Origin of the sequence: Steroidobacter gossypii, assembly GCF_016801985.1 — a bacterium.
Classification (GTDB): domain Bacteria; phylum Pseudomonadota; class Gammaproteobacteria; order Steroidobacterales; family Steroidobacteraceae; genus Steroidobacter; species Steroidobacter gossypii.
Genome location: NZ_JAEVLS010000001.1, coordinates 304,199 through 316,754 on the forward strand (window position 1 = coordinate 304,199; position 12,556 = coordinate 316,754).

At 62.6% G+C, this 12,556-nt stretch carries 11 protein-coding genes; 5 read left to right on the forward strand and 6 right to left on the reverse strand.

Annotated elements, in window-relative coordinates; genetic code table 11:
* Positions 1 to 10: 10 nt before the first annotated feature.
* On the forward strand, positions 11 to 2,056 hold the full coding sequence (locus JM946_RS01445) for an NAD(+) synthase (RefSeq protein ID WP_203165361.1): 2,046 nt from the start codon (positions 11 to 13) through the stop codon (positions 2,054 to 2,056).
* On the opposite strand, the gene uvrA is transcribed toward JM946_RS01445, so the two are convergent.
* Positions 2,053 to 4,554 carry an excinuclease ABC subunit UvrA gene (uvrA, locus tag JM946_RS01450; protein ID WP_203166527.1) on the reverse strand — a complete coding sequence of 834 codons (2,502 nt, stop codon included), beginning with the start codon at positions 4,552 to 4,554 and terminating at the stop codon, positions 2,053 to 2,055. The two genes, JM946_RS01445 and uvrA, sit on opposite strands and share 4 nt — an antisense overlap.
* 37 nt (positions 4,555 to 4,591) lie before the next feature.
* Complete coding sequence (locus tag JM946_RS01455) at positions 4,592 to 4,792, reverse strand: DUF2905 domain-containing protein (RefSeq protein WP_203165362.1); 201 nt, start codon at positions 4,790 to 4,792, stop codon at positions 4,592 to 4,594.
* A 65-nt stretch (positions 4,793 to 4,857) separates the two neighbouring features.
* Between JM946_RS01455 and JM946_RS01460 the strand changes: the two genes are divergently transcribed.
* Positions 4,858 to 5,316, forward strand: a complete 459-nt coding sequence (locus JM946_RS01460; protein WP_203165363.1) for a SirB2 family protein — start codon at positions 4,858 to 4,860, stop codon at positions 5,314 to 5,316.
* Here JM946_RS01460 and JM946_RS01465 read toward each other — a convergent pair.
* On the reverse strand, positions 5,259 to 6,119 hold the full coding sequence (locus JM946_RS01465) for a universal stress protein (protein WP_203165364.1): 861 nt from the start codon (positions 6,117 to 6,119) through the stop codon (positions 5,259 to 5,261). The genes JM946_RS01460 and JM946_RS01465 overlap by 58 nt on opposite strands.
* A gap of 21 nt (positions 6,120 to 6,140) precedes the next feature.
* Entirely contained in the window at positions 6,141 to 6,566 is a 426-nt protein-coding gene (locus tag JM946_RS01470) for a GreA/GreB family elongation factor (RefSeq protein WP_203165365.1), read from the reverse strand.
* Positions 6,567 to 6,671: 105 nt separating this feature from the next.
* On the opposite strand from JM946_RS01470, the gene JM946_RS01475 reads away from it, so the two are divergent.
* The 3 genes from JM946_RS01475 (at position 6,672) to secD (ending at position 10,448) form a co-directional block, all read left to right on the forward strand.
* Positions 6,672 to 7,586, forward strand: coding sequence for a LysR family transcriptional regulator (locus JM946_RS01475; protein WP_203165366.1), 915 nt, complete (start codon positions 6,672 to 6,674; stop codon positions 7,584 to 7,586).
* An 87-nt stretch (positions 7,587 to 7,673) separates the two neighbouring features.
* Positions 7,674 to 8,024, forward strand: a complete 351-nt coding sequence (locus tag JM946_RS01480; protein ID WP_203165367.1) for a hypothetical protein — start codon at positions 7,674 to 7,676, stop codon at positions 8,022 to 8,024.
* Positions 8,025 to 8,123: 99 nt separating this feature from the next.
* Positions 8,124 to 10,448: a protein translocase subunit SecD gene (secD, locus tag JM946_RS01485; RefSeq protein WP_203165368.1), complete on the forward strand. Its 2,325-nt coding sequence runs from the start codon at positions 8,124 to 8,126 to the stop codon at positions 10,446 to 10,448.
* Between the two features lie 17 nt (positions 10,449 to 10,465).
* Here secD and JM946_RS01490 read toward each other — a convergent pair whose 3' ends face one another.
* The gene (locus tag JM946_RS01490) at positions 10,466 to 11,029 is read right to left on the reverse strand and encodes a sugar transferase (protein ID WP_203165369.1); all 564 of its coding nucleotides are present in this window, start codon (positions 11,027 to 11,029) and stop codon (positions 10,466 to 10,468) included.
* A complete protein-coding gene (locus JM946_RS01495) occupies positions 11,029 to 12,555 on the reverse strand; it encodes a B12-binding domain-containing radical SAM protein (RefSeq protein WP_203165370.1) in 1,527 nt (508 codons plus the stop codon). The genes JM946_RS01490 and JM946_RS01495 overlap by 1 nt, the downstream gene beginning before the upstream one ends.
* Position 12,556: the final 1 nt, after the last annotated feature.

The following is a 12,556-nucleotide window of genomic DNA, read 5'->3' on the forward strand; positions in this document are numbered from 1 at the left end:
TTGAAGTGGGATGAGTGCTCCCGCGTTCTATGACATCCATTCTCATGGCCTGGTGCGCGTCGCCAGCTGCACGCCTCGGGTCGAAGTGGGGAATCCGGCGCTCAATCTTCAGCAGACGCTCGAGCTGGCGCGCATCGGGCACGAACAGCATATCGACCTGATGCTGTTCCCCGAGCTGGGCCTGTCCGCGTACGCCATCGACGATCTGTTTCTGCAGGACACGCTGTTACAGAGGGTCGAGGACGAGATCAGATTGTTGCTTCAGGCGACGGCAGCACTGCATTCAGTGCTGATCGTCGGGGCGCCGGTGCGGCGAAACGGGCGTGTCTACAATTGCGCGGTCATCGTGCATCGTGGACAGCTGCTCGGCGTGGTGCCGAAGTCGTTCCTGCCCAACTATCGCGAATATTACGAGAAGCGCTGGTTCGCTGCCGGGATTGGCACCGAGGGCCTGGCGATAGAGCTCGCCGGACAGATCGCCGCCTTCGGCACCGATCTGATCTTCGCCTGTCGCGACGTGGCTGATTTCGTGTTCCATGTCGAGATCTGCGAGGACTTCTGGGCCGCGACTCCGCCCTCGACGCAGGGCGCGCTCGCGGGTGCGCTGATCCTGTGCAACTTGTCTGCTTCCAACATCGTCGTAGGCAAAGCCGATGAGCGCGCCGTCCTGTGCGCGTCGCAATCGGTCCGTTGTCAGGCCGCCTATGTTTATTCAGCCGCTGGGCCGGGCGAGAGCACCACGGACCTCGCATGGGATGGGCAAGCGTCGATTCACGAGCTGGGCATACAGCTTGCGTGTACCGAGCGCTTTCCGCTCCAAAGTCAGATGGCGGTCGCCGACGTCGACGTCGAGCGGTTGCGGCTGGAGCGTATGCGAACGCCCACCTTCAACGATGCGGTGGCGGCTGCCGGCCATCCGGAGCGACGCTTCCGTCGGGTGGCGTTCAGCCATGCGCGAAGCGCCATCGACACAGGGCTGAAGCGGCTGATCGATCGCTTTCCGTTCGTGCCCGACGATGCGGCGCGCCTGGATCGCGACTGCTATGAAACATTCAACATCCAGGCCCAGGGGTTGATCAAACGTCTGCAAGCCACGGGTATCGACAAGATCACCATCGGCGTGTCCGGCGGGCTGGACTCGACCCATGCGTTGCTGGTGGCGGCCAAGGCGTTCGATCTCATAGGGCTGCCCCGTGGAAACATCCTCGGCTTCACCTTCCCCGGCTTTGCGACCAGCGAGCACACCAAGAAGAATGCTTGGGCGCTGATGCGCGCACTCGGGATCACCGCGGAAGAGATCGACATCACGCCGATGGCAAGGCAGATGCTCGCGGACCTGAAGCATCCCTACGCGGCCGGCGAGCAAGTGTTCGATGTCACATTCGAGAACGTCCAGGCTGGCGTGCGCACCGATTATCTGTTCCGGCTCGCCAATCAGCGTAACGCGCTGGTGCTTGGGACCAGCGATCTTTCGGAGCTGGCGCTAGGCTGGTGCACGTACGGCGTCGGCGATCATATGAGCCATTACAACGTCAATGGCTCGCTGGCCAAGACCATGATTCAGCACCTGGTGCGTTGGGTGATCGGCAGCGGCCAGTTCGACGCGGGCACATCGCAAACCCTGCGCTCCATTCTGGAAACCAAGATCTCGCCCGAACTGGTGCCGGGCCCAGGCGCCGCTCTGCAGAGCACGGAAGCGAAGATCGGTCCGTACGAGTTACAGGACTTCAATCTTTATTACCTCACGCGCTTCGGACTGCGCCCCTCCAAGATCGCCTTCCTGGCCTGGCATGCATGGCGGGACGTGGCGCATGGCGCGTGGCCCGAAGGCATGACGCAGAGCATGCGCCGGGCCTATCCGCTGCAAGACATCAAACATTGGCTGCAGGTGTTCCTGTATCGATTCTTCACGATCAGCCAGTTCAAGCGCTCGGCGCTGCCCAACGGACCGAAAGTGATGTCCGGCGGCAATCTTTCGCCTCGCGGCGACTGGCGCGCGCCATCGGATGGCAATGCCGCCATCTGGCTCGAGGAACTGGAACAGAACGTTCCTTAACTCGCGTCCTTGAGGAATTCCTCGAGATACGGCGCTGTCCGGCTGCGCTTCGAACTCGCCACGTCCGCGGGCACTCCGGTGACCACGATGGATCCTCCTTCATCGCCCGCGCCCGGCCCCATGTCGATGACCCAATCGCTGCCGGCGACCACCCGCATGTCATGCTCCACCACCACGACGGTATTGCCGGCGGCGACCAGGCGTTCGAGTTGCACCACCAGCCGTTCCACATCGGAAGGATGCAGGCCGGTGGTCGGCTCATCCAATACATACAAAGTGTCGCCCTTGGACAGGCGTTGCAACTCGGTGGCGAGCTTGATTCGCTGGGCTTCACCGCCGGACAACTCCGTCGCCGCCTGTCCTAGTCGCAGATAACCCAGCCCAACCTCACGGAGCACGTTCAGCGAGCGATGGATATGCGGCTCGTCGGCGAAAAATTCCCAGGCGGTGTCCACCGTCATGGCCAGCACTTCGGCGACGTTCTTGTCCCGATAGCGGACCTCCAGCGTCTGCGCATTGTATCGCGCGCCATGACAGGTGGGGCATGGCGCATACACGCTCGGTAGAAACAGCAACTCCACCATCACGAAACCTTCGCCTTCGCAGGTTTCGCAGCGCCCTTTGGCGACATTGAACGAGAACCGGCCAGCGTCGTATCGACGCGAACGGGCACTCTTGGTTGCCGCGAACAGTTTGCGCACGTAGTCGAACAGTCCGGTGTACGTGGCCAGGTTGGACCGTGGCGTGCGGCCGATCGGTTTCTGATCCACTCGCACCAGGCGTTTGATCCGCTCCATGCCCGTGGTGATCTTGCCCCCCAATGTTTGCACGACCGTGCGCTCGAGCTCGCTGCCCTCATCGTCGTCGCTCGCCACGTGCTGCCCCAGGTGGGCCGAAACCAGCTCCACCAGCACCTGACTCACCAGTGTCGACTTGCCCGAGCCGGAAACACCCGTGACGCTGGTCAGCAGTCCAAGCGGAAACTGCGCGTCGAGCTTGTGCAAGTTGTTCCTCGTGACGCCACTCAGCTTCAACCAATCTCGCGGCGTGCGCGGCTCGCGCTTCGGTAGTTTGAACTCCGAGAACAAGAATCGCCTTGTTTGCGACACTTGGACGGAGGCGAGGCCTTCGGGACGACCGCTGTACAGGATCTCGCCACCGTGCTCGCCCGCAGACGGGCCGACATCGACGATCCAGTCGGCGTGGCGGATCACGTCCAGTTCATGCTCGACCACGAACAGCGAATTGCCCGCCCGCTTCAGTTGATCAAGCGCCGTTAGCAGCGCCTTCGTGTCGGCCGGATGCAAGCCGGCCGAAGGTTCATCGAGCACATACACGACTCCAAACAGGTTCGAGCGCACCTGAGTCGCCAGTCGCAACCGTTGCAGTTCGCCAGGGGACAACGTGGGCGTACTGCGGTCCAGCGACAAGTACCCCAGGCCGAGATCGAGCATCACGGCCACGCGCGCTTCCAGATCTTGCACGATACGCTGCGTGACCAGCGCCTTCTCCGGATGCTCGTCCTCCAGCTTGCGCCAGCGCGGCGCCGTGCCAGAGGCATACGGCTGCAACAGCCTGGCCAATTGTTTTATCGGCAATGTCGACATTTCCGCGATGTCGAGCCCCGCGAATTTGACCGACAGCGCTTCGCTCTTCAGCCGCTTGCCTTTGCACAGCGGGCAGTCGGTGCTCACCAGATATTGCGACACGCGCTTCTTCATCAGCGCGCTTTCGGTATTTGCGAACGTATGCAGCACATAGCGCCGTGCGCCCGTGAACGTCCCCTGGTAGCTCGGCTCCTCCTTGCGTTTCAGCGCACGGCGCACTTCATGAGGCTCGTAGCCGGCGTACACCGGCACGGTCGGCTGTTCATCGGTGAACAGCAGCCAATCGCGATCTTTCTTCGGTAGCTCGCGCCACGGTTTGTCGATGTCGAAGCCGAGCGTCACCGCGATATCGCGCAAGTTCTGCCCGTGCCAGGCCGGCGGCCAGGCCGCGATGGCGCGCTCTCTGATGCTGAGCGAAGGATCGGGCACCATGGAGGCTTCGGTCGCATCGTAGATCCTGCCGAGACCGTGACACGTAGGGCATGCGCCTTGCGGCGTGTTGGGAGAGAAAGATTCGGCGTACAGCAACGCCTGACCGCGTGGATAGTCGCCCGCACGCGAATACAACATGCGCAGCAGGTTCGACAGCATCGTGACGCTGCCCACCGACGAGCGCGTCGTCGGAGACCCGCGCTGCTGCTGGAGGGCCACCGCCGGCGGCAGACCGTCGATCTCGTCGACCTGCGGCACGCCCATTTGGTGGAACAGGCGTCGCGCATACGGAGACACCGACTCGAGATAACGCCGCTGCGCCTCCGCGTACAAAGTACCGAAGGCCAGCGACGATTTTCCCGACCCCGAGACGCCGGTGAAGACCACCAGCGCGTCGCGTGGAATGTCTACAGTGACGTTCTTGAGATTGTGCTCACGCGCGCCACGCACATGCACCATGCCGTGGGCGCGCGATTCTGTTCTTTTCACTCGCGCTTCACTTCCGGAAGATCATCAGGATCACCGAGATCACGATGCTGACGATGACCATGGTGGTAAGCGGAAAGAACAGCTTGAAGCCGGGCCGGTCGATCATGAAATCGCCGGGCAGCCGGCCGATGGGCAGCTTGGAAACCCACGGCCAGGCCACGCCGACCAGGGCGATGAGCAGGCCGAGAACGATGAGTGAGCGTTGCATGCAAGATTCTCCGCGGCGCATAGAATACACCCGGTGCGGTGGCGGTGTTCCCAGGCAGGCTCGGAATGATCGAGTTCTATCCCCAGATCAAAGCGATTCATATCGCCGCCGTGACGGCGAGCGGGCTGCTATTCCTGGTCCGGGGCGCGGCGCTGCATACCGGCATGTCCTGGCCGATGGCCGCGCCGGTTCGGTATCTGAGCTACATCGTCGACACCGCCTTGCTGGCGGCCGCGATCACCCTCGTGGCCACGCTGCATCAGTATCCGCTCGTGCACTCCTGGCTGACGGTGAAGGTGCTGCTGCTCGTTGCCTATATTCTGCTCGGCACGTTCGCATTGAAGCGCGGCTCGACTCGCACCATCCGCGTGCTTTGCTGGGTGGCCGCCCTGCTGGTGTATGCGTTCATCATCAGCGTGGCACGCGCGCACCACCCGGCGGGATTGTTTGCGAGTTCGTTGGCCGGTCAGGCGGAGCCTCGCGGAACCACCAACACGTCGCAGGTAGCGGCGTCCAGGATCTGATTGGCCACGCTGCCGATCAGTGCACGACGCATGCGACCCATGCCGCTCGTGCCCATCACGACCAGATCCGGCTGATACAACTCGATGGCGCGCCGGATCGACGCGGCGGGATGATGTTCGCCGATCACTACGGCATAACGAGCATGATCGGTGCTTGCCTGCTTCAGCAGGTTGCGCACCTGATCCGCTGCTTCCCGCCTCGAATCGTCGACGTATGCAACGACGTCTTCCGACGCGACGCCAGCCGATCGCATCATGCCTTGGTACGGAGGCTCGCAAACGTGCATGACCATGGCCTGCGTACTCGGACCCAGCACCAAGGCCTCGGCGGCGCGCACGGCTGCCCCGCTCTCCTCCGCAAGGTCCAGTGCGAGCAGCATATTGCGGTACTCAGCGTCCGCCTTGTCTCTGACCATGAGTAGCGGGCACTGCCGCGTGCTCAGAATTTTTTCCGCAAGGGTTCCTTCCAGCACATCGCGCACGCCGCGTTTTCGATGAGGCCCGACGATCAGCAGGTCGGGGCGCTGCTCGTCAATGGTCTCGCGAATCAATCGGGCAGGGCTACCGGTGCGGACGGCCACGTTCGGCGGTGGCCCAAAACGCCACAACGGAGCACGAGCGCGCGCATCGAGACCTGCAATGGCCATTTGCAGGGACTGTTCGAGATTGCGTTCGGAGGACACGGGTGAAACCACGTGCAATAACGACAGCTGCGCGCCCAGACGCTGCGCCAGCAACCCGGCACGATCGATGGCTGCCTCGCTTTTCGGCAGCAGATCGGTCGCGCACAACAGCTTCGTCATTTCGCCACCTCCAATGGCTTGCTAATGGGCCCCGGCGGCCACTAGCGGCGCCGCTGCAGTGCCGATGGATTGCACGGCCTCGATCCGCAGGCGACGGATGCCGCCGGGCATGAGCCATTCGACTTCGTCGCCTTCGCGATAGCCGAGCAATGCAGTGCCAAGCGGCGCCAGCACGGAAATGCGACGCGCGCCGACATCTGCCTCGGCCGGACTCACCAGCGTCAGCTCCTGCTGCTTGCCACTGCTCAGATCCAGGATGCGCACCAGCTTGTGCATAGTGACCACGTTGGGAGAGATCTGGCCGGGTTCGACCACTTGCGCGCGCTCGAGCTCGAGGCGCAACTCCTCCAGATGCTCGTGGTCGCGGCTCGGGGCAGAGCGGGCCATCAGCAGCCCGCGCAGCACGCGGGCGTCCGGCTCGGAAATTACAATCGGCTGTTCTCGCATCATCGTCTCCATGGGTTCGCTACCATGGTGGGGTCGATGGGCATTTAGCTCAATTAGAATTATTCTCGCGCGGGCTTCGCTACTCTCGAAGTTCCAGGAGTTGCCATGTCTTCGATCATTCCTCGGCTGAACTATCAGCACCTGCTGTATTTCTGGTCGGTGGTTCGCACTGGCAGCCTGACCCGGGCCTGCGAGGAACTGGCGCTGGCCGCTCCTACAGTGAGTGCACAGCTGCGTACGCTCGAAGAGCGGCTCGGTGAAAAACTGCTGGTGAAATCCGGCCGTACTCTCGTGCCCACCGATGTCGGCAGGATGGTTTACAGCTACGCGAACGAAATCTTCGGCCTCGGTCAGCAACTGCTGGAGGCGCTGGAACAGCGGCCGTCGGCTCGCCCGTTGAAGCTGCTGGTGGGCATCGACGACGTGCTGCCCAAGGAGATCGCATACAAGATCGTGGAGCCCGCGCTGCAGTTGAAACAACCCGTCCGCCTGATCTGCCGGGAAGGCACGCTGGAGCGCCTGGTCGCCGATCTGGCCATTCACGACATCGACGTCGTGCTGTCGGACTCTCCAGTGACGCCATCCTTGAACGTCCGCGCATACAGTCATTCGCTCGGCAGCTGCAAGGTCTACTGGATGGCGACGCCGGCGCTCGCCAAGACATTACGCCCCGGCTTTCCGAAGTCCCTGGATGGCGTGCCCATGTTATTGCCCACCGACGACACCGCGATCCGCCGCGCCCTGGACCAGTGGCTGGACCGACAGAACGTGCGGCCCTTGATGCTTGGCGAATTCGAGGACTACGCCATGCTCCGCGAGTTCGCCCGCGAAGGCCATGGCTTCGCCCCCGTCCCTTCGGTGCTCGAAGCGAGCTTCCGCCGCTTGCACGGTTTCGTTCGCATCGGGCTCGCCAAAGGTGTGAAAGCGGAGTTTTTTGCCATCTCGGTGGAGCGCAAGATCAAACACCCGGCCATCGCCGCCATGACCGACAACGCCCGTCAGCTGTTCTCTGGAAGTTGAGCTTGCCGTTGCGGCCGGAGCAAACATGATCTAGCCTGCCGGACGCCGATGCCTACATCTGTTACATCACTGTCGCGGACTCTTCGCATGAGCGCGCCTTCGTGGCTCGCGTTCATCGCCCTGCTCTGCTGGGCGGCATTGTTCAGCCCTGCGCAATCCCAGCATCGTTTCGTGGCCGGCCTGCTGGATGGCGTCGATATTCCCAACGCCATCATGTCGCTGGAGCGGCACGCGCCGCTGCTAACGGACGACCGCCAACGATCGGATGTCGCGCATAACGGAAACCCGCCAGCGCAGGGACTCGCTGCCCGCGCTGCAATCGATCAGATCGTCCTCCTCATTCGATACACCGCTGCGCTCACGTCATTGCCGGCGCAGCAGCCGATCCGCTCTCCCGCTCAACCCAGAGCTCCTCCCGTCAGCATCCACGCTGGCTGAAAATCTCAGTCGACCCGACTGAACGTTTCCATGTGGTTGTGTCTCCGGCGGCATCGCCGTCGGTACGCGCGTTGCTGCGCGCGTTGAAAGGGAGAAGTCATGGTTCCTGCAAGATGGAAGCTCGTGCTGTACGGGCTCATTATCCTCGTTGGCAGTCTCGTCGCATTGCCGAGTCTGCTGTCTACTGAACAACTCGCGAGCTGGCCCGATTGGCTGCCGCGCAAACAAGTCGCACTCGGCCTAGACCTGCGCGGCGGCGCTCAGCTGGTGCTGGAGCTCGACGAGCACGCCCTGCAAAAGGAGCAGGAACAAGCGGGCTTGAGCGGCGTCGCGGCCGCCGAACGCCTGAAGTCGGCGCTTCAGCAAAGCATCGAGATCGTCCGACGCCGCGTCGACGCCATCGGCGTGGCGGAGCCGACCATACAAGCGCTGGGCACGAATCGGATTCTGGTGCAGCTGCCCGGCGTGCAGGATCCGGCTTCCATCCGCACCTTGCTCGGCAGCACCGCGAAGCTGACGTTTCATCGAGTGCAATCCATAGAGCCGCGAGCTGAGGGCGATCCCCGCGTTGGATCGATTCGCGTGCCTGCTGCCGACGAGCCCATCGACTACATTCTGGAGCAACAGCCGATGCTTCAGGGCGAGCGACTCACGCAAGCCAGCGCCAGCATCGATTCACGCAGCGGCGGCCCAGTGGTGGCATTTCGATTCGACGCTGAAGGCGCCAAGAGATTCGCGGAGATCACACGACAGAACGTAGGCCGGCAGTTCGCCATGGTTCTGGACGGAAAAGTCATCAGCGCGCCCTTGATACAGGAGCCCATCACTGGCGGCGCGGGACAGATCCAAGGCAACTTCACTGTGGCCGAGACCAGCTCGCTGGCGGCCTTGTTGCGTGCCGGCGCATTGCCAGTGCCGTTGCAAATCGCGGACGAGCGCATGGTGGGACCGGATCTCGGCAGCGACGCCATTCGAATGGGCGCGATCACCGGCGCGGGCGGACTGCTACTCGTACTGGCGTTCATGACGGTGTTGTATCGAGGCTGGGGCGTGATCGCCAATTTCGCTCTGCTCGTGAATGTGACACTTACGCTCGCCGCTATGACGCTGCTCGGCGCGCCGCTAACCTTGCCTGGTATCGCGGGCATCGTGTTGGGCATCGGATTGGCGGTCGATGCCAATGTGCTGATCAACGAACGTATTCGCGAAGAAACGCGCAATGGCAAATCGGCCGCGGCCGCGCTGACCAACGGCTTCGATCGCGCCTACGCCACCATCATCGATTCCAACGTTACGGCGTTGATCGCCACCCTACTGCTGTTCTGGCTTGGCTCCGGACCGGTGCAAGGTTTCGCGGTCACCATGGCGATCGGCATCGGCATCTCGATGTTCACGGCCGTAGCGGTGGTGCGAGCACTGATGTCCTTGTGGGTTCGCTGGCGACGGCCACGGCAATTCGTCATCGGCTCGCTGCTGCCCGATCGCTGGATCCATGCGAAACCCAGGTTTCAGTTCATGCGTGCGCGGTTCATCGGAATCGGCGTTTCGTTGGTGTTGTCAGCAGCATCGGTGGCGTTGTTCATAAAGCCCGGCTTGAACTACGGCGTAGACTTCACCGGCGGCACGATCATCGAAGCGTCCGCGCCATCGACGATGCACATCGGCGAGCTCCGTACCGCGCTCGAACACGCCGATCTCGGCGAAGTGACGCTCCAGCAAGCGGGCGAGGATGGCTCGACCGTTTTGGTACGCATCCAGCAACAGCCCGATTCGTCCTCGGCCGCGCAAACACAAATTGCCGAGCAGGCGAAAGCTGCAATCGTTCAGGTGGAACCGGATGCGAGCTTCGATCGCGTCGACATCATCGGTCCCAAGGTCAGTGGCGAGCTGGCGGACGCCGGCATTCTCGCCGTGCTGTTCGCCAGCGTGGCCATGTTCGTCTATATCTGGATCCGCTTCGACTGGCATTTCGCGGTGGGGGCGATCGCAACCCTGATGCTCGACACGACCAAGGCGCTTGGGTTCTTCGCGCTCACCGGTCTCGAATTCAATCTCACCGCCATTGCCGCGCTGCTGACGCTGATCGGCTACTCCGTCAATGACAAAGTCGTCGTGTACGACCGCATGCGCGAGCATCTGCGTCTGCAGCCAGACGCGCCGCTGCGAGGGCTCATCGATCGAAGCATCAACGAGACGTTGGCTCGCTCGGTGTTCACCTCCGCCACGGCGTTTCTCGCCATGGTCCCAATGGCGATCTGGGGCGGCGCCACCGTTGCGAGCTTCGCCGTGCCCATGGTGTTCGGCATCGTGATTGCCGCCAGCTCGTCAGTCTTCATCGCTGCGCCCATCATGTTGCTGCTGGGCGAACGCATCAATCGAAGTGCACCGAAGTTGCAGGAGGCCGGCGCGATCCCGGAAGGATGAGCCGTTCGGCGCTCGCGTCACGCAATCCACTTGCGCACTGCCGCCTTGCCCGCGAGGTTGCCGACAAACGAAAGTGCGACGATACAAACGTCGAGCGGCGCACTTTGTCGCCGCAAGTACAGGCGGTCGAGGCGAGCGCTGTGTCGCGCGCTTCGACCGCCGATGAGTTGAGCGATGCCGGTGATGCCCGGCCTGGTTGTGAAGCGCCAGTCGTGACTTGCAGACGCCCAGTTCAGTCGCGCAACGTCGGCGGCGGTCAGCGGCCGCGGACCGACGACGCTCATTTCGCCACGACATACGTTCACAAACCGCGGCAGTTCGTCCAGACCGGTTCGCCGCAACCAGCGACCGACTCGAGTTACGACGCCGTCACGCATGGAACGGAATTTGAGAATTCGAAACGGTCGGCGGGCCGCACCGATGCGCTGCTGCGTGAAGAAAGGCGTGCCGCCATCATCCAACCAGATGGCAAAGCAGATGGCCGTGACGAGCGGCGCGAACACGATGCATGCGCAGGTGGCAAAAGCGAGATCCATGACGCGCTTGCCGAGGTACGCCGGTTGATCGATGCTCTCGGTCATCACACACCTGGGCTGATGCATTGACTCGCACGAGTGGCAGCTGCGAGCTCAAGTTCATCCATCGGCAGTCGCTCCAATCGCGTTCGCAGCTTCAGGTGACGCCGACGGGAATGCTCGATGAGCGGACGCCACACAGCCGCGGTCAGCTGGTGCTTGATCAATAAATGCCAGAATCGATTCGAGCGCTTGTACAAGTAGCTCATGGCCAGATAGGACGCGACGGCGCGCGGATCTTCCGGGCGGCGCTTCCAGATGGAGGCGTGGGAGAACAACCGGTCGTAACACCAGGCGTAGCCGCGATCGAGCTCTTCCCGGCTCATGTGCTTCGGCTGGAACACGACGTGCGCCGTGTCGTATTTGTCCCAGTCTCGGTGCACGATGCGCCCTTCGGCTTCGAGCTGTCTGAAAAACGGCGTCCCCGGATATGGCGTCAGGATATGAAACGTGGCGCATTCCAGACGGTTCGCCTCGATCCACTGCACCGTACGCTCGAAGACGTCGGGTCGATCGTGATCGAAACCGAGCACGAAGCTGCCGTTCACCTGGATTCCATACCGATGCAGCAGCGCAACCCGGCGCGCGTAGTCTTCTGGCGCCGGCGTACGCTTTCGGGCATCGCTCAGGTTGCCGGCGTTGAGCGATTCGAAGCCAACGAACACACCGGTGCAGCCGGCCAGCGCCATCTCACGCACCAGCGTGGGATCGTCTGTGACGTCGATGGTGACCGCGGCGCTCCAGATGATCCCGAGCGGTCTCAAGGCGATGCAAAGTTTTCGCAGGTAGTCGGGCCGCGATCCCAGGTTGTTATCGACGAACACCGTATAGGGTTGCCCGTCCGCAGCGATCTCGGCGACTACCTGCTCCACGTCGCGCATGCGGTAAGGCATGTGCAGACCATCCGTCGCCAGGTAGCAGAATCCGCAGCGATTGTGACATCCGCGGGAGGCGATCACGCTGGTCGTGGTGAGGAATGACTCTCGGGGCAACATACTTCGTCTCGGTGCGGGATCGAGTCGATAGGGCCGCGCGTAATCCGCTGAATAGCGCGGGCGCAATGCTCCGCGTTCGATGTCCTCCAGAATCTGCGGCCAGAGCAACACACCATCACCAATCGCGATGGCGTCCGCATGCGCGGCCGCTTCATCTGGACATGAGAGCACGTGCAAGCCACCGAGAACGACGATCGATCCTTGCGCGCGATACCAACGAGCAAGCTCGTACGCGCGCTTTGCGAACGTAAGGTGGACGGTGATGCCAACCACTTGCGGCAAGGGTGCTCGCGGCGGCGGACCTTGCAAGAGATTTTCATCCCAGTAGCGAACATCCCAATGTTCGGGAGTGGCTCCGGCAATGCTCGTGAGCGCCAGCGTCGGCGTGAGCACGTGCTTGCCATAGCTCGCCCGCGGATCCTTTGGATAGAACGGATTGATGAGCAGTGCGACGCGCGGCTGCGGTGTTCGATCTCCCGTGGGCACGGGCAACTCGGGAGCAATCGCCGTATCGGGTGGCACGGGCGTGGCACGCATG